This window comes from Pantoea sp. S18, assembly GCF_045689705.1.
Taxonomy (GTDB): Bacteria; Pseudomonadota; Gammaproteobacteria; order Enterobacterales; family Enterobacteriaceae; genus Pantoea; species Pantoea symbiotica.
In genome coordinates this window covers 2188506-2206455 of sequence record NZ_CP142688.1, presented here as the reverse complement: position 1 = coordinate 2206455, position 17950 = coordinate 2188506, and the positions used below count along the sequence as shown (strand labels likewise).

Annotated in this window: 16 protein-coding genes; 10 read left to right on the top strand and 6 right to left on the bottom strand. The window is 55.0% G+C overall.

The genetic code is table 11. From position 1 onward, the window contains the following. Nucleotides 1–428: 428 nt before the first annotated feature. Nucleotides 429–1427, bottom strand: a complete 999-nt coding sequence (gene pspF, locus VIJ98_RS10195; protein WP_323273799.1) for a phage shock protein operon transcriptional activator — start codon at nt 1425–1427, stop codon at nt 429–431. Nucleotides 1428–1591: 164 nt separating this feature from the next. On the opposite strand from pspF, the gene pspA reads away from it, so the two are divergent. The 7 genes from pspA to tyrR all read left to right on the top strand — a co-directional run bounded on the left by pspA (nt 1592) and on the right by tyrR (nt 7412). Beyond that, the gene (gene pspA / locus VIJ98_RS10190; protein WP_008106471.1) at nt 1592–2257 is read left to right on the top strand and encodes a phage shock protein PspA; all 666 of its coding nucleotides are present in this window, start codon (nt 1592–1594) and stop codon (nt 2255–2257) included. A gap of 60 nt (nt 2258–2317) precedes the next feature. After that, nucleotides 2318–2545, top strand: coding sequence for an envelope stress response membrane protein PspB (gene pspB / locus VIJ98_RS10185; RefSeq protein WP_323273797.1), 228 nt, complete (start codon nt 2318–2320; stop codon nt 2543–2545). Next, nucleotides 2542–2889, top strand: coding sequence for an envelope stress response membrane protein PspC (pspC, locus tag VIJ98_RS10180; protein WP_008106469.1), 348 nt, complete (start codon nt 2542–2544; stop codon nt 2887–2889). Before pspB ends, pspC begins: the two co-directional genes overlap by 4 nt. Before the next feature lie 47 nt (nt 2890–2936). Continuing rightward, nucleotides 2937–3185, top strand: a complete 249-nt coding sequence (pspD, locus tag VIJ98_RS10175) for a phage shock protein PspD (RefSeq protein ID WP_007888070.1) — start codon at nt 2937–2939, stop codon at nt 3183–3185. Further along, entirely contained in the window at nt 3166–4563 is a 1398-nt protein-coding gene (locus tag VIJ98_RS10170; protein ID WP_323273794.1) for a YcjX family protein, read from the top strand. Before pspD ends, VIJ98_RS10170 begins: the two co-directional genes overlap by 20 nt. Continuing rightward, on the top strand, nt 4560–5633 hold the full coding sequence (locus VIJ98_RS10165) for a YcjF family protein (protein WP_323273792.1): 1074 nt from the start codon (nt 4560–4562) through the stop codon (nt 5631–5633). Before VIJ98_RS10170 ends, VIJ98_RS10165 begins: the two co-directional genes overlap by 4 nt. Nucleotides 5634–5846: 213 nt before the next feature. After that, nucleotides 5847–7412 (top strand): transcriptional regulator TyrR, encoded by a 1566-nt coding sequence (tyrR, locus tag VIJ98_RS10160; protein ID WP_154193552.1) that lies wholly within the window; start codon nt 5847–5849, stop codon nt 7410–7412. Nucleotides 7413–7559: 147 nt separating this feature from the next. On the opposite strand, the gene VIJ98_RS10155 is transcribed toward tyrR, so the two are convergent. The 3 genes from VIJ98_RS10155 to tpx all read right to left on the bottom strand — a co-directional run bounded on the left by VIJ98_RS10155 (nt 7560) and on the right by tpx (nt 11763). Continuing rightward, entirely contained in the window at nt 7560–9596 is a 2037-nt protein-coding gene (locus VIJ98_RS10155; protein WP_323273789.1) for a glycoside hydrolase family 31 protein, read from the bottom strand. Next, nucleotides 9593–10972, bottom strand: a complete 1380-nt coding sequence (locus VIJ98_RS10150; RefSeq protein WP_323273787.1) for a glycoside-pentoside-hexuronide (GPH):cation symporter — start codon at nt 10970–10972, stop codon at nt 9593–9595. Before VIJ98_RS10150 ends, VIJ98_RS10155 begins: the two co-directional genes overlap by 4 nt. 287 nt (nt 10973–11259) lie before the next feature. Next, entirely contained in the window at nt 11260–11763 is a 504-nt protein-coding gene (tpx, locus tag VIJ98_RS10145) for a thiol peroxidase (protein ID WP_323273785.1), read from the bottom strand. Nucleotides 11764–11906: 143 nt separating this feature from the next. Here tpx and ycjG point away from each other — a divergent pair, with 143 nt between their 5' ends. After that, nucleotides 11907–12893, top strand: coding sequence for an L-Ala-D/L-Glu epimerase (ycjG, locus tag VIJ98_RS10140; protein ID WP_323273782.1), 987 nt, complete (start codon nt 11907–11909; stop codon nt 12891–12893). On the opposite strand, the gene mpaA is transcribed toward ycjG, so the two are convergent. Beyond that, complete coding sequence (mpaA, locus tag VIJ98_RS10135) at nt 12862–13575, bottom strand: murein tripeptide amidase MpaA (protein ID WP_154193546.1); 714 nt, start codon at nt 13573–13575, stop codon at nt 12862–12864. The two genes, ycjG and mpaA, sit on opposite strands and share 32 nt — an antisense overlap. Nucleotides 13576–13785: 210 nt before the next feature. On the opposite strand from mpaA, the gene VIJ98_RS10130 reads away from it, so the two are divergent. Together VIJ98_RS10130 and zntB are read left to right on the top strand one after the other, a co-directional pair. After that, on the top strand, nt 13786–15405 hold the full coding sequence (locus VIJ98_RS10130; protein ID WP_323273780.1) for a peptide ABC transporter substrate-binding protein: 1620 nt from the start codon (nt 13786–13788) through the stop codon (nt 15403–15405). 136 nt (nt 15406–15541) lie between these two features. After that, the gene (gene zntB / locus VIJ98_RS10125; protein ID WP_008106446.1) at nt 15542–16525 is read left to right on the top strand and encodes a zinc transporter ZntB; all 984 of its coding nucleotides are present in this window, start codon (nt 15542–15544) and stop codon (nt 16523–16525) included. A 452-nt stretch (nt 16526–16977) separates the two neighbouring features. On the opposite strand, the gene ttcA is transcribed toward zntB, so the two are convergent. Beyond that, on the bottom strand, nt 16978–17913 hold the full coding sequence (ttcA, locus tag VIJ98_RS10120) for a tRNA 2-thiocytidine(32) synthetase TtcA (RefSeq protein ID WP_008106443.1): 936 nt from the start codon (nt 17911–17913) through the stop codon (nt 16978–16980). Nucleotides 17914–17950 lie beyond the last annotated feature (37 nt).

The following is a 17950-nucleotide window of genomic DNA, read 5'->3' as shown; positions in this document are numbered from 1 at the left end:
CTTAAACGTCACGTACTCCCCAAATTCGCGACACTTCTGCTGTGTTTTTCGCCAAAGTGGCGATGAGGTAATCACAATCTCTGTGTGGAAATGAGAAAAATTCTCAATTAGGGGTTTACAGATGATAATAAGAATGATTATTATTCTTCTGCGCTTCGACGGTGGCTCTACCGAAGAAGAGCACGACATTGCTCACATTGCTTCCAGTATTAGTTGCCCGCGTCTCGCGGGCTTTTTTTTGTGTAACGTTTTTCCCGTCATCTTTTACGCTGCTGCTGCGTTGGCTGCGTACGCTAACCCCGGTCACATACTGGTGTATGCTCCCGAGGATTATCGCACTTGCCGCCTTGCATCAGCGCAAAAGCTTTTGGGAAAAGCGCCACACACCTGTGCGATAAAACGTAGGGTCGCCATTTATGGCGACCTGGCTAATCCTCGTCGCGCGCCTGAATCCCGTGCTTCTTCATCATGGCGCGCAACTGATGATACGTCACACGCAACAACTCGGCGGCGCGGCGCTGGTTGTATTTGGCTTGCTGCAAGCTCGCTTCTACCAACTCGCGCTCCTGCTGATTTTGCCACTGACGTAAATCCAGCGGCAGAGAAGGCAAAGCAGATGAGGCCGGTTCGGCTGTGACGTCGGCGGGCGGAGTGCGTGGTGCAAACGGGTTGATGATGATGTTATCCAGCTCCTCGTCGGCGCTGTGATGGCGATAGACCGAACGCTCGACCACGTTTTTCAGTTCACGTACGTTGCCGGGCCAGCTGTGATTCAGCAGTGTCAGCTGGGCGCGATCGCTGAAACCTGGGAACAGCGGCAAGCCCAACTCGCGGCACATCTGAATCGCGAAATGGTTGGCCATCACCAGAATGTCACTGCGGCGCTCACGCAGCGGCGGCAGCTGCACCACATCAAAGGCGAGGCGATCGAGCAGGTCGGCGCGAAATTTACCGGCGGTGGCAAGCGCGGGCAGATCTTCGTTGGTGGCGCACACCAGCCGCACATTGACCTGCAAAGATTGATTGCCGCCAACGCGCTCCAGCTGGCCATATTCAATCACGCGCAGCAATTTCTCCTGCACCAGCATCGGCGCGGTGGCGAGTTCATCGAGAAACAGCGTGCCGCCATCGGCGCGTTCGAAGCGTCCCAGATGGCGTTTTTGCGCTCCAGTAAACGCGCCGGCTTCATGGCCGAACAGTTCGGAATCGAGCAGGTTTTCATTCAGCGCGGCGCAGTTCAGCGAAACAAACGGACCTTCCCAACGGTTCGACAGATAATGGAGGCGGCTGGCGATCAGCTCTTTCCCTGTCCCGCGTTCACCAATCACCAGCACCGGTTTTTCCAGCGGCGCCAGGCGCGAAACCTGTTCCAGTACTTCAAGAAAGTTATTCGATTCACCCAAAAGGTTGTCAGAACTATTCGCCATGATGAAATTCGCCACTGATTAATCAATTTCACTACCTTAAGGGATGTTCTGGCGGATGTAAAATAAACAAATGGCGTGAAATCAAGCAATTAAAAGTTGGCACGCGAATTGTATTAGTGATGAGCGCCTCGCGCACCTACATACAAAATTTGAGGAACATCATTATGGGTATTTTTTCTCGTTTCGCCGACATCGTGAACGCTAACATCAACTCTCTGCTGGAGCGCGCCGAAGATCCGCAGAAACTGGTACGCCTGATGATTCAGGAAATGGAAGACACGCTGGTAGAAGTCCGTTCAACCTCAGCCCGTGCGCTGGCAGAAAAGAAACAGCTGCTGCGCCGCAGCGAGCAGGCTGAAATTCAGCAGGCCGAATGGCAGGAGAAAGCGGAGCTGGCGATCAACAAAGGTAAAGAAGATCTGGCGCGTGCTGCTTTAATTGAGAAGCAGAAGCTGACCGATTTGATTGCTGCGCTGCAGCAGGAATCTACCCAGGTTGAAGAGACGCTGGACCGCATGAAAGGCGAGATTGGTGAGCTGGAGAAAAAACTCACTGAAACTCGTGCACGCCAGCAAGCGTTAACGCTGCGTCATCAGGCGGCATCGTCATCACGTGATGTGCGTCGTCAGCTCGACAGCGGCAAGATTGATGATGCGATGGCGCGTTTCGAATCCTTTGAACGTCGCATCGATCACATGGAAGCAGAAGCAGAAAGCCAGCGTTTTGGTAAGCCAAAAGGTCTGGATCAGGAGTTCGCCGAGCTGAAAGCCGATGATGAAATCAGCCAGCAGCTGGCCGCGCTGAAAGCCAAAATGAATCGCCCTGAGTGATCGCCACGGGCCTGATTGCGGGCCCGAGTTAAAAATGGTGTTAGTGATTAAGGAGAGTCAATGAGCGCACTTTTTTTAGCCATACCCTTAACGATTTTCGTGCTGTTTGTCGCACCAATCTGGTTATGGCTGCATTACAGCAACAAACGCAACGGCGGCGCCGATTTATCATCGAGTGACCTGCAGCGTTTGCAACAAATTATTCAGGATGCGCGCCGCATGCGTGAGCGTGTGGAAGCCCTGGAAGCCATTTTGGATGCCGAACATCCAAACTGGAGGCAACCATGATGAATGGCCGTAAACTGTGGCGCATTCCGCAGCAGGGCAAAGTGCGCGGAGTGTGTGCGGGTATCGCCGAATATCTCGATATCCCGGTGCGCTTGCTTCGTGTGATTGTGGTGCTGTCGCTGTTCCTTGGGCTGTTTATGTTCACCATCGTCGCCTATTTTATCCTGGGCTTTGTGCTGGACGAGAAACCCGTTGATGCTTCATCTGAACGGGCACCCAGCGCACGTGAACTGCTCGACGAGCTGGAAACAACGCTGCAAAGCGACGAGCGAAAAGTGCGTGAAGTTGAACGCTATGTCACTTCAGAAACGTTCAGCGTACGCAGCCGCTTCCGCCAGATCTAAATTCCCGGGCTTTCGGGCCCACTTCTTCTATTGTGATAAGAGGCTCTATGCAAACTCAACGTTTTACTGCTCTGCGCCGTCGCGCGACACCTGCGTTGATGTCGGCGGGGAAATTTATCATTATTAGCGCAGTAACTTACGGGCCCGGCGGGATCGCTGGCTGGGCAGTGAAATCGGTGGCGCGCCGTCCGCTGCGCCTGTTGCTGGCGGCCGCCCTGGAACCGTTGCTGAGTAAAGCGTTTAAACGCTTATCGGCACGATTCATCAGGGAGAACGATGAAAAGACTGCAAAATGAATTTGTGGCGTTGATGAACCGCGGTGTTGACCGCCATCTACGCTTGGCTGTAACCGGTTTGAGCCGCAGCGGCAAAACCGCGTTTATCACTTCGCTGGTTAACCAGCTTCTTAATGTCCACAGCGGCGCACGTTTGCCGCTTTTTTCCGTGGTGCGCGAAGATCGCCTGCTGGGCGTCAAGCGCGTACCGCAGCGCGAACTCGGCACGCCGCGTTTCACCTACGATGAAGGTCTGGCGCAGCTGTACGGCACGCCGCCGATGTGGCCGACGCCCACGCGTGGCGTAAGCGAAATGCGCCTGGCGCTGCGCTATCGTCCGGATGAGTCGCTGCTGCGCCATTTCAAAGATACCGCCACGCTCTATCTTGAAATCGTCGATTATCCCGGAGAATGGCTGTTGGATCTGCCGATGCTGGCGCAGGATTATCTCAGTTGGTCACGCCAGATGGTGGGCTTGTTGCAGGGCGATCGCGCCGAATGGTCAGCGCAATGGCGCAGCCTGTGCGCCGATCTCGATCCTTTTGCACCCGCCGATGAAAATCGTCTGGCTGCGATTGCCGCTGCCTGGACCGATTACCTGCACCAATGCAAAAGCGAAGGCTTGCACTTTATCCAGCCGGGCCGCTTTGTGTTGCCGGGCGATATGGCTGGCGCTCCGGCGCTGCAGTTCTTTCCGTGGCCGCAGGTCGACGAGATGCAGGTTAGCAAGCTGGCTCAAGCGCCAGCGGGCAGTAACTTCGCTATGCTGCAGCAGCGTTTCAACTATTACTGCCAGCACGTGGTGAAAGGATTCTATAAAAATCATTTCTTGCGCTTCGATCGCCAAATCGTGTTGGTCGATTGTTTGCAACCACTGAACAGCGGTCCGCAAGCGTTCAACGATATGCGCCTCGCGTTGACGCAACTGATGCAGAGTTTCCATTACGGTCAGCGCACGCTGTTTCGCCGCCTGTTTTCTCCGGTCATCGATAAGCTGTTGTTTGCTGCCACTAAGGCCGATCATGTGACTTCCGATCAGCATGCCAATATGGTGTCGCTGTTGCAGCAGTTGGTGCAGGACGCGTGGCAGAACGCGGCGTTCGAAGGCATCAACATGGATTGTCTCGGTTTGGCCTCGGTGCAGGCCACGGAAAGTGGGCTGGTTGATCATCGTGGCGAGAAGTTACCGGCGTTGCGTGGTCATCGTTTAGCCGATAATGAAGCCCTGACGTTCTATCCCGGCGAAGTGCCGCCGCGCTTGCCGAGCCACAATTTCTGGCAACAGCAGGGATTTCAGTTTGAACAGTTCCGGCCGCAGCAGTTGGATGTCGATCGTCCACTGCCGCATATTCGCATGGATGCCGCACTGGAATTTTTACTGGGAGATAAATTGCGATGAGCGACGAAATACCTTTAAAAGGACGCATTAATTTCGCCCGTCCGCTGACAGTTGAAGCGGAAAAACCACTGCGCGCCGCCCAAACCTTTAGCGCGGACAGCGAGAAGGCCTTTCTCGCCACGGCAGAAGCCGAACCGCTGGAAGAGGGAGAAGGCGAAAAAGTGGTGGAAGCCGCGCTGCGGCCAAAACGCAGCCTGTGGCGCAAAATGGTGGGCGTTGGCCTCGCCATTTTCGGCGTCAGCGTGGTGGCGCAGGGTGCGCAGACGCTGCACGATGCATGGATGGTGCGCGACTGGTTCACCCTCGGCACCGGCGTGGCCGGCACATTGATTGTCGCTGCGGGTGCGGGCGCGCTGATTGGCGAATGGCGGCGTTTATATCGCCTGCGTCAGCGGGCTGAAGAGCGCGATATTGGCCGCGAACTGCTGCACAGTCACGGTGTGGGCAAAGGTCGCGCGTTCTGTGAAAAGCTGGCGCAGCAAGCTCAGCTCGATCAGGCGCATCCTGCACTGCAGCGCTGGCATGCGGCGCTGCATGAAACTCACAACGATCGTGAAATCGTCACCTTGTATGCCCAACTGGTGCAGCCGGTGCTGGATCGTCAGGCTCGCCGGGAAATCAGCCGTCACGCCGCCGAATCAACGCTGATGATCGCCGTCAGCCCGCTGGCTTTGGTGGACATGGCGTTTATCGCCTGGCGCAATCTGCGGCTGGTGAATCGCATCGCAGCGATTTATGGCATTGAGCTGGGCTACTTTAGCCGCATCCGCTTGTTCCGTTTAGTGCTCCTCAACATGGCGTTTGCCGGCGCTTCCGAACTGGTGCGTGAAGTCGGGATGGATTGGATGTCGCAGGATCTCGCCGCGCGCCTGTCAACTCGCGCCGCGCAAGGGATCGGTGCCGGTTTGCTCACCGCGCGTCTCGGCATTAAAGCGATGGAATTGTGTCGTCCATTGCCTTGGCTGGAAGATGATAAACCGCGTCTCGGTGATTTCCGTCGCGAGTTAATCGGTCAGCTGAAAGAATCCCTGGTAAAAAGTGGGGATAAAGCAGGGCAGGCTGCTAAATAATCAGCACTTGCTTACCTTTCACGCTGCAACTGGCGTGAAAGGTAAAATTATCTGTGTTACCGCGCATATTTGGCGGGATTTTTGTTGGTCGCTCCGCTACACTTCCCTCTATCACCTGCCTCTGGCTGTCAACTTTTCCTGACAGGCCTCTTCTGAGGCGCTGCAAGTTAGCGTATTATCACTAAAATCAAAACCTGACTAAGGCTCATCGCAATGCGTTTGGAAGTTTTCTGCCAGGACCGAATCGGTCTGGCGCGCGAGTTGCTCGACCTGCTGGTTGCCCGCAATATCGACCTGCGCGGCATCGAAATTGCGCCACTCGGTCGCATTTACCTCAATTTCACCGCGCTGGAGTTTGAACCCTTCAGCAATCTGATGGCGGAAATTCGCCGTACACCTGGCGTGACAGATGTGCGTACCGTTTCGTTTATGCCCTCCGAACGCGAGCATCGCGCATTGAGTGCGCTGCTGGTGGCGATGCCGGAACCGGTATTATCCATCGATCTGAAATGCAAGGTCGAGCTGGCCAATCCGGCGGCACAAAATCTGTTTACCCTTGATGAACAGAAGCTGCGCAACCAAAACGTTGGCACCTTAATCACCGGCTTTAATTTCCAGCGATGGCTGGAGAATGAACGTGTTGACGCGCAGGCGCAGCATGTGGTGATTCAGGGACGCGATTTCCTGATGGAAGCGCGGCCGATTTATCTGGCTGAAGAAGAGGGCCAGAGCGATCTGCCTGTTGGCGCGATGATCACTCTGAAATCGACGGCGCGTATGGGCCGACAGCTGCAGAATCTCACCGTTACCGATGAATCAGAGTTCGATCACATCGTGGCGGTTACGCCAAAAATGCGTCAGGTGATCGATCAGGCGCGCAAGCTGGCGATGCACGATGCGCCGCTGTTGATTGTCGGCGATACCGGCACCGGCAAAGATATGCTGGCGCGCGCCTGTCATTTACGCAGCGCACGCGGTAAAAAACCGTTCCTGGCGCTGAACTGCGCCTCACTGCCGGATGATGTGGCCGAGAGCGAGCTGTTTGGTCACGCCGCCGGTGCTTATCCCAATGCCCTGGAAGGCAAAAAAGGCTTCTTCGAGCAGGCTAACGGCGGCTCGGTATTGCTGGATGAGATTGGCGAAATGTCGCCACGCATGCAGACCAAACTGCTGCGTTTCCTCAACGACGGCACGTTCCGCCGCGTGGGCGAAGAGCATGAAGTGCATGTTGATGTGCGCGTGATTTGTGCCACGCAGAAGAATTTAATTGAGCTGGTGCAGCGCGGTGAATTCCGTGAAGATCTGTTTTATCGCCTGAATGTGCTAACGCTCAATCTGCCGCCGCTGCGTGAACGTCCGCTGGATATTCTGCCGCTGACCGAAATGTTTGTTGCCCGTTTTGCCGACGAACAAGGCTTGCCGCGTCCGCGCCTCTCATCGCAGTTGACGCCGTTCCTGACGCGCTACAACTGGCCGGGCAACGTGCGCCAGCTGAAGAATGCGCTGTACCGTGCGCTGACGCAGCTGGAAGGTTATGAGCTGGGACCACAAGATATTGTGTTGCCAGAGCAGGCGCTGGATGTGTCATTGGGCGAAGAGGCGATGGAAGGTTCGCTGGATGATATTACTAGCCGCTTCGAACGTTCGGTGCTGACGCGTCTTTACCTCTCATATCCCAGCACGCGCAAACTGGCGAAACGCCTCGGCGTCTCGCATACCGCCATTGCCAATAAGCTGCGTGAATATGGGTTAGGTCAGAAGCGTAACGACAGCGAGTAACAAAGCGCGTACATCCCGTAACGTCGTTCCGCCCGTAGGGTCGCCATTCATGGCGACCTGGTCCGCAAACGTGCATCAACCTTGGCAGGCGGATGTCTTTGCCATTGGCCGCCATGAATGGCGACCCTACGTTTATTTAGCTGGGTTTTAGTCGGGTGCGCGAATATCTACCTGACTTCCTTCCCTCATAAACACCGGAATCTCACTCAATGGCGCGGCGACGCTAATGCGTTGTCCGCCTTGATAGCACTCGCCGTTACGCGCAATCCATTGCTCACCAGCAGGTAACCACACTTCACGTTCACGCTGCCCGGCGTGCAGCACCGGCGCTATCAGCAGGTCACGGCCCAGCAGATACTGATCTTCCACTTGCCAGCTCTCGGGCTGCTGCGGGTAGTGATAGAACAGCGGGCGCATAACTGGATCGCCGAGCTCATGCGCTTCGCGCATCAGGCCATCAATATAGGGACGAATCTGCTCACGTTGCAGCAGGCAACTTTTCATCAGCGCGTAATTCTCCTCACCGTAGCTCCAAACCTCGTTTGGTGAGCCGCTGTTACACTGCGCAATACCATCACGCCAGGCTTCCTCAGGTGCAATCTGTGGCTCGCGGTAACCATGCAGACGCATCACCGGACAGAACACCGCCCACTGGAACCAACGGATTAGCAGTTCATGAAACGCCGGGTCATGAATATTTCCGCCCTGAAAACCGCCGATGTCGGTGGTCCACCACGGAATTCCCGCCATTGCCATGTTCAGCCCGGCAGTGAACTGGTTGCGCAAGGCATGGAACGAGGAGTGAACGTCGCCCGACCAGGCAAGCACGCCATAACGCTGGCTGCCCGCCCAGGCACAGCGCACCAGGTTGACGATCTCGCTCTCACCTTGTTGTTGCAGACCTTCATAAAATCCGCGGGCAAACAGCTGCGGATAGATATTGCCCACTTCCTGAACCGGACCGAGATGATAGCGGTAGTTATCAAAATCGTACGCGCGATATTCCGGTTCCGCTTCATCGAGCCAGAAGGTGCGGATGCCGTGGTCATAATAGTTGCGCTTAACTTCTTGCCAGACGAACTCGCGTGCGGCGGGGTGCGTGGCGTCAAAAAAGGTTGTGTTGCCCATGAAATCGAGGTTCACGGATACGCCGCGTTCGCTGTTGACCAGCAAGCCTTTGGATTTCATCAGACGATAGTTATCACTGCGGCTATCCACCGTGGGCCACACTGAAACCATAGTTTCGATGCCCATCTCTTTCAGCTCCTGCACCATGGCTCGCGGATCCGGCCAGTCGCGCGCATCGAAACACCAGGTTCCCTGATTTGGCCAGTGGAAAAAGTCGATGACAATCACCGAGAGCGGCAGCTGCAGACGGCGATATTCGCGCGCCACCTCCAGCACTTCCTGCTGAGTGCGATAGCGCAGTTTGCATTGCCAGAAGCCGGTTGCAAAGCTGGGCATCATCGGTGCTGTGCCGGTGGCGCGGCCATACTGGCGCACGATCTCAGCCGGTGTATCGCCTGCGGTGATCCAGTAATCCATCTGATCGGTTACTTCGGCTTGCCAGCGCGTGCCGTTTTTACCAAAAGTCACTTCGCCGATGGCCGGGTTATGCCACAGCAAGCCGTAGCCGAGGTTGGATACCATAAACGGCACGCTGGCCTGCGAGTTGCGCTGTGCCAATTCCAGCGTGCAGCCTTTTAGATCGAGGCAATCCTGCTGATACTGGCCCATGCCATAAATTTTCTCCTCCGCACGCGCTTCAAAGCGCACGCTGAGCTGATATTTCCCTCCCGGAATCGGTCGAAAGGCGCGCGCATCCAGCTTAAGGGCGCTGATGTATTTGTCCTGACTTTTTTCGCTGGCGCCGATGCCCACGGTGCTGCGCTGACGCCAGAACTCCTCCAGCAGCAGTTCTCCATGTTGATTGTAAAAAGCCAGCTGGCCGCGGATGTTCAATGTAGCGGTGATATTGCCGTTACGCAGGCTAAGAGATTCATGCTCGCGCTGGATCTCCACCTCGCAAGCCGCAGGCGATAACAACGCCCAGTCATGATCGATCAGTTCAGGCTGACAGGTGGCTCGTACTCGCAGGCTATGCGCGCCCCAAGGCTCGATAACCAGCGTCTGACGGTCAAATGTCCAGATAATACGCTGGGATTCGGCGCGTAATTCACTCATGACAACTCCTGTGGTTGTAGAAGGGGGGAAGCCGTTGCAGCTGGTTGGGCTGACACTTTGTTCTGATTGATGGTGCGCATGGTGGCATCGTTAAGTTTGTAGCCGCGCATTGCCAGCGCGCTCAACAGCGACAGCAGACCTGGAACCACTGAAAACAGCGCGACGATGGCCATCATCGCGGCGGGTTGCTGATGCGGTGCCTGAGCAACGTAACCGCTCAGACCCAGCGTCCAGCCAACAATCGCGCCGCTGATCGCCATGCCCATTTTCAATACGGCGAGCAGCGTGGAGAAGACGGTGCCATCGAGGCGCTTGCCCTGACGATATTCACCGTAATCCACCACATCGGCCATCATCACCCACATCAGCGTGGTGGTGACCTGATAGAAGCTGGAAACGATGAACGTCATGCCGACTAACAGCGCCAGCGATCCCGGCAGGAACACGATGCTGATACTCAACACACCGGCAGTGATGGCGCTGAGGGTAAAGGCGGTGATTTTGTTTAGGCGGCGCGTCAGCAGCTTTGCCAGCACGCTACCGACGCTTTTGCCGACGATATGCGCGGCCAGCAGCCACATGAAGAGACTGGCGTTACCGAGAAAATAGGTGACGTAGTACATCATCGCGCCGAGTCTAACCACGCCGAACGAGATATTGCAGAACACCAGTAATGCAACCACGCGCCACTGATCGTTACGCAGCAAATCGCGTAAATCGGCGAGAAAGTTGCCGTGGTTAGCGGGCGCATTGATACGTTCGCGGGTGTTGAAGAAGCAGATAAAGAACAGCAATGTTGCCAGCGTCGCCATAATCGACATCGCCGCGAAGTAACCGTCCAGTTTGTTACCGCCGCCCAGCCAGGTGGCGAGCGGGATCATCAGGAAAGTGGACATCGCGCCACCTAGCGTAGCCAGGAAGAAACGCCATGATTGCAGGGAGATGCGCTGATTATCATCGGCGGTGATAATCGCCCCCATCGAGCAGTAAGGAATATTGATAGCGGTGTACATCAGCATCATTAGGCTGTAGGTCACGGCGGCGTAAATCATTTTTCCGGTGAGCGACAGGCTTTCCGGCACCGCATAAATCAGCATACAACTGACGCCGAACGGTACTGCCAGCATCAATAACCAGGGACGAAATTTGCCCCAACGTGAACGGGTTCGGTCAGCCACCATCCCCATTGCTGGATCGATCACCGCATCGGCAACGCGCGCCAGTAAAAACAGCGTGCCGACAAAGATCGCGGGCAAACCCACCACATCGGTGTAGTAAAAGGTGAGAAAAATAATGACGTTATCGATGGCGATATGGCTGGCCATATCACCAAGGCCGTAACTGATTTTTTCTTTAATGGATAAGCTTGCTTGCATAGAGATTCCCGCCTGTCTTTGAATCGCTTAAGGGCAATTGACGGTTAGTTATAGGTAGCGAAGCGGATGGGAACAATTGCGGGATCTGTTACGGGTTTTATGTTTTTTGATTAATGTGATACGGGTAACAAGAATCACAGCAAAAATGCAACAAGGTAGGAAGAAGTGCTACGTATCACGATAAATCAACGGGTTAAAAAGGGAACTGAGTTGAAGGCGGGCATAAAAAAAGCACCGAAGAATTAATCATTCGGTGCTCTTTGTTTCACATTAATAGCGAGCTAACGTTACTTCAGCGCAGCCAGCGCCGCATCGTAATTTGGCTCTTCGGTGATTTCATTCACCAGCTCGCTGTAAATCACTTTATCGTTTTCATCCAGCACCACCACGGCACGCGCGGTCAGGCCTTTCAGCGGGCCATCCGCAATCGCCACGCCATAGTTTTCTTTGAACTCAGTGCCACGCAGTGAGGAGAGCGTGATCACGTTGCTGACGTTCTCTGCGCCACAGAAGCGTGACTGAGCGAAAGGCAGGTCGGAAGAGATGCACAGCACGACCGTGTTGTCCGCTTCACCTGAGCGCTCATTAAACTTACGCACCGATGCCGCACACACGCCAGTATCAATACTTGGGAAAATGTTCAGAACTTTGCGTTTGCCTGCATAATTAGCCAGGGATACGTCAGCAAGATCTTTGGCGACCAGGCTGAAAGGTTTAGCTTGCTCGCCAACTTGTGGGAACTGGCCTGCAACCGGCACCGGATTGCCCTGAAAGTGAACAGTCTGAGACATGTGATTTCCTTTTTTTAACGATGAAATATCTGACTTTAAAGATATAGCGTGTGTTTATGACATAATTTTTAAGGGTTTACGAGCGCATTTCCTGGCGATAATCGAGCCGGCTCGCATTTAAGCGACGGATTTAAGGAGAAATAATGAGAACAGTGAAGAGTTATCCGGAAGCCTGGCCGTTACATTCGCCGTTTGTTATTTCACGCGGCAGCCGCATTGAGGCGCATGTTGTGGTGGTAGAGATCGAGCAGGATGGCGTTAAAGGCGTCGGGGAAGCCACGCCGTACGCGCGCTACGGTGAAAGCGAGGAATCGGTGCTCAAGCAGATCGCTTCTCAGCTGAGTGCGTTGCAAAGCGGGATGACGCGTGAAGCGCTGCAACAGGCGTTACCGGCAGGCGCGGCGCGCAACGCCATCGACTGCGCACTGTGGGATTTGGCGCGACAGCAGCAGGGCGAAAGTCTGGTGCAATTGTGCGCTGTGCCACTGGCCGACGAGATTGTCACCGCGCACACTATCAGCATCGACACACCAGATGCGATGGCCAGCAGCGCGCAGGCGTTGTGGCAGCATGGTGCGCGTTTATTGAAGATCAAAATGGACGATCACCTGATCAGCGAACGTTTAGTGGCGATACGCAGTGCGGTACCGGACGCTACCTTGATTGTTGATGCCAATGAATCCTGGCATGCCGAAGGCCTGGCGGCGCGCTGTCAGCTACTGGCCGATCTCAACGTCGCTATGCTGGAACAGCCGCTGCCCGCAGCAGAAGACAGCGCGCTGGGCAACTTTATCCATCCGCTGCCGATCTGCGCCGATGAAAGCTGTCACACGCGTGAAAGCCTGCCGCAGCTGAAAGGGCGTTATGAGATGGTGAATATCAAGCTGGATAAAACCGGTGGATTAACCGAAGCGCTGGCGCTCGCAGAGGCGGCGCAGCAACAGGGATTTGCGATTATGCTTGGCTGCATGCTCTGTACGTCGCGGGCGATTCGTGCGGCATTACCGCTGACGGCGCAGGCGACGTTCGCGGATCTCGACGGTCCAACCTGGCTTGCGGCCGATGTTGAACCGTCGCTGCATTTCTCTCACGGCGTACTCAAGCCGCTGGCTGCCAGCGCAGCAGATTGATCATCGCTTCCAGATAGACTTCGGTGGCTTCGTCGACTGAAATCGGCGGCATCTCGGCGGTAATGCATAACAGGCCGAGATCGTCGCACCAGCTGCCAAACGAACCCGGCGTGGCATAACCCACGCTACTCACCACCGGCAGCGCGGTTTGCTGCGCCAGCCACTGCGCTAAATCGCTGTGGTGCGGATCGTCAATACAGGCCAGCGGTTCATGCCACGAAACCACCCAGCGCGGTTTGATCTGATGAATCAGCTGGCACAGCGCGCGGGTTTCCGGTTCGGAAGAGGGACCTGATCCGGTTGAAAGTACCACATCGCGCTCATCCGCTTCACTGTTCCAGCGATACACCGTGTCGCCATTCTGCCAGTTAGCCGCGGGGAAATTACGGTTGAGATCGACGCCGTTGGCGTTGGCGCGCAGCCCCAACTGACAACCATCGGGATTGACGGCCAGAACAACGTGATGACGCCGCAGCGCCTCCGGCAAGGTGCGCATCGCACCGGATAAAGTGGCAATCGCGGCATTCTCATCGCCGTGCGTGCCAGCAATAATCAGCCCGCTTTCGGCATCGGCGGCGGGTGCCGGAAACCACAGCAGCGGCGCGCCCAGCACCGATTGTCCGTATTGTTGCCAGACAGCGTCCAGCTTGCCGCGCAGCGGACGTGGATGGTATGACGACATGACGTTCCTCTCTGAAATGCTTCCAACACCGCCAAAAACCTTCTGGCGCTTAAGGTAAAAAATGTGACCGGGAATCCAGCCTCAACATAACGGTAAATAGCCTGCGGGGAAATAGCTATATATCAATCAGCAATTTGCGATAAAGTGCCAAACGTTGCTGGCGACACAATCTCTTCGCGGTCGCCATTTTTTTCGCGTAAAGGAGTGGTGATGAAACTAACGTTCCGCAAGACGCTGACTGCGTTAATTGTAGCCAGCGCAGTCTCACCCGCATTCGCCGCCAACGTGCCGTCGGGTGCACAGCTGGCCAGCACCCAGGAAATCGTTCGCCATATAAAAGATGAGCCCGCTTCACTCGATCCGATGAAGGCGGTTGGCCTGCCGGAAATTCAGGTGATGCGCGATCTGTTTGAAGGGCTGACCAATCAGGATGCCCACGGAAAGATCGTTCCCGGCGTGGCGCAAAGCTGGAGCAGCAACGATAACAAAACCTGGATCTTTACCCTGCGCAAAGATGCGCGCTGGTCGAATGGCGAGCCGGTCACCGCGCAGGATTTTGTTTACAGCTGGCAACGTTTAGTGGAACCGAAGAACAGTTCGCCGTTTGCCTGGTTTGCTGCGCTGAGCGGCATTGAAAACGCGGAAGCAATCACCAAAGGACAGATGAGCGCCGATAAACTGGGTGTGACGGCGACCGATGCAACACACCTCAAGGTGACATTGTCACGCCCTGTGCCGTGGTTCCCGAGTATGGTTGCCAATGCCGCGATGTATCCGGTATCGCAGAAAGTGATTGAAAAAGAGGGCGATAGCTGGACGTCACCGGGCAAGCTGGTCGGCAATGGCGCTTATCAGCTGCAGGATCGCGTAGTAAACGAAAAAATCGTGCTGATGCGCAACGCCAACTATTGGGATGACAAAAAATCGGTGCTGACCAAAGTCACCTTTATCCCGATTAATGAAGAGTCCAGCGCCACCAAGCGTTATCGCGCCAATGATATTGATATCACCGAATCCTTCCCGAAAAACATGTACGCGCTGCTGAAGAAAGAGTTGCCGGGCCAGGTGTATACGCCGGATCAGCTTGGCACCTATTACTACGCCTTCAATACCGAGAAAGGGCCAACCGCCGATGTACGGGTGCGTAAGGCGCTGTCATGGAGCATCGATCGTCGCATTATCGCGGAGAAAGTTTTGGGCACCGGCGAGAAACCGGCCTGGCACTTTACACCGGACGTTACCGCCGGTTTCACTCCGATGAAAAGCTATCTGCAGCAACATAGCCAACAGGAGCTGAACGCGCAGGCCAAAGCGTTGCTGACGGCGGCAGGTTATGGACCCGGCAAACCGCTGCATTTGACGCTGCTCTACAACACCTCGGAAAGCCATCAGAAAATCGCTATCGCGGTGGCTTCAATGTGGAAGAAGAATCTAGGCGTGGATGTCACGTTGCAAAATCAGGAGTGGAAAACCTATATCGACAGCCGTAACAGCGGCAATTTCGATGTGATCCGCGCCTCGTGGATCGGCGATTATAACGAGCCTTCAACCTTCCTCAGCCTGCTGACCTCGACGCACAGCGGCAATATCGCGCGCTTCCGCAGTGCCGATTATGATGCGGTGATTACCAAAGCCAGCACTGAAACCAGCGTGGCGGCGCGTAACACCGATTACAACAAAGCCGAGCAGATCATCGCCGATCAGGCACCGATCGCGCCGATCTATCAATATACCAACGGCCGCTTGATCAAGCCGTGGGTGAAAGGATATCCGATCACCAATCCTGAAGACGTGGCGTACAGCCGCGAACTGTGGATTGAGAAGCATTGAGTCTAATCGGTCGCCATAAATGGCGACCCTACAAATGAATGTGACCGCCTGTCATCTTTGCTCACAGCCTGATGATTGCAACTGGTCTGCGCCACGCTAGACTGTATCGTATTGATTTTGATAGTGAGGCGAGTTCGTGAACGTCATTGAAGGAAAAGCGTTACAAGTATCCGATGCCATTGTGTCCTGTCAGCTGGATGGCGCAGGCGGCATGATCCCCATCGAAGATAAAGATGTCATCAACTGCGAACGTCCCTGCTGGCTGCACCTCAATTACACCCAACGGCAAAGTGCGGAATGGCTGCAAAACACGCCGCTGATCCCAGATTCAGTGCGTGACGCGCTGGCGGGCGACAGCATGCGTCCACGCGTGACACGTCTTGGCGACGGCTTCATGATTGTGCTGCGTAGCGTAAACCACAATGCCGATTCGCGTCCGGATCAGCTGGTGGCAATGCGCGTGTTTATCAACGACAAGCTGATTGTCTCGACGCGCCGTCGCAAGGTGTACGCCATTGATGCCGTGCTGACCGATCTGCAAAACGGTAATGGTCCGGTTGATGGCGGCAGCTGGCTGGTGGATGTGTGCGATGCGTTAACCGATCACGCCAGTGAATTTATCGAAGAGATGCACGATAAAATTATCGAACTGGAAGATGCGTTGATGAATCAGGAAGTGCCTGCGCGCGGCGATTTAGCGCTGCTGCGTAAGCAATTGATTGTGATGCGTCGTTATATGGCACCGCAGCGCGATGTCTATGCGCGCCTGGCTATCGAAAAGATGGCGTGGATGAATGACGACGATCGCCGCCGTATGCAAGAAGTTGCCGATCGTCTCGGACGTGGACTGGACGATCTCAATGCGGGCGTAGCGCGAACCTCGATTCTGGCGGATGAAGTGGCGTCAATCCTTGCGGAATCGATGAACCGTCGCACTTATACCATGTCGTTGATGGCGATGATCTTCCTGCCAGCCACGTTCCTCACCGGCTTATTCGGCGTCAACCTCGGCGGCATTCCCGGCGGTAATTGGGCGCTGGGCTTCACCGCCTTCTGCGTGCTGCTGCTGGCGATGGTGGGCGGCGTGGCGATATGGCTAAAACGGCGGAAATGGTTGTAAGGCAGAAAAGCGGGATAAACCTGATCGATATCAATATCCCGCCAGGGCAATCGGGGCAAACTCTTTCCCGCAGGTGAATGCAACGTCAAGCGATGGGCGTTGCGCTCCATATTGTCTTACTTCCTTTTTTGAATTACTGCATAGCACATTTGATTCGTACGACGCCGGCCTATCCGCCGGCTTTTTTTTGCCCGCTTGGCTTCAATACGCATCCTTTCCTATGCTTAAAGGACATTCAGTGACAAGGAGAAGGGCATGCAAGCGATCATTGCCAGCGAACCAATTCCTACCGATCCACCACCCATTCCCGAACCGATTCCACAACCGCAGCCGATACCACCCGCACAACCTCCGTACGATCCCGAATTTCCACCGATCCAGGATCCACCACCGCACCGCTAATAAAAAAGGCGCGTAGCCGAAGCGACGCGCCTTATTTCACAGCAAATCGATTATTTAATTTCCAGCACATCAAGACGCACGCTGAGATTGGGCGCATCGTCCTCTTCTGGCTGCCAGCCCGCAGGCTGCACCGGCAAGCTTTCGCGATCAAACGCCAAATCACCGCCATCTACCACGGCATCACCGTGTTTGATGCCTTTGAAATCGAACAGATTAATGTCGGCCATATGTGATGGCACCACATTCTGCATCGCGGTGAACATGGTTTCGATGCGGCCCGGATAACGTTTATCCCAGTCGCGCAGCATGTCGGCAACCACCTGACGTTGCAGATTCGGCTGCGAACCGCACAGGTTGCAAGGAATGATCGGGAACTGGCGCGCTTCGGCAAAACGAATGATGTCTTTCTCGCGGCAATAAGCCAGCGGACGAATAACGATATGTTTACCGTCATCGCTCATCAGTTTTGGTGGCATGCCTTTCATCTTGCCGCCGTAGAACATGTTGAGGAACATGGTCTGCAGGATATCGTCGCGGTGGTGACCTAAGGCGATCTTGGTACAACCCAACTCGGTGGCGGTGCGATACAGAATACCGCGGCGCAGACGCGAACAGAGCGAGCAGGTGGTTTTACCTTCAGGAATTTTATCTTTAACGATGGAATAAGTGTCTTCGTTAACGATGTGGTATTCAACGCCCTGTTGTTCCAGATAGGCCGGCAAAATATGCTCTGGGAAACCAGGCTGTTTCTGGTCGAGATTTACCGCCACCAGCGAGAAGTTAACCGGCGCGCTTTGCTGCAAATTACGCAGGATTTCCAGCATGGTGTAGCTGTCTTTACCACCAGACAGACAAACCATGATGCGATCGCCTTCTTCAATCATGTTGAAGTCAGCAATGGCTTCGCCCACGTTGCGACGTAAACGCTTCTGCAGTTTGTTGAGGTTGTACTGCTCTTTTTTTGTTACTTCTTGATTTTCTGACATTATTTTCACGCTTGAGAGTGAAGGCGAGGGCCGTTAG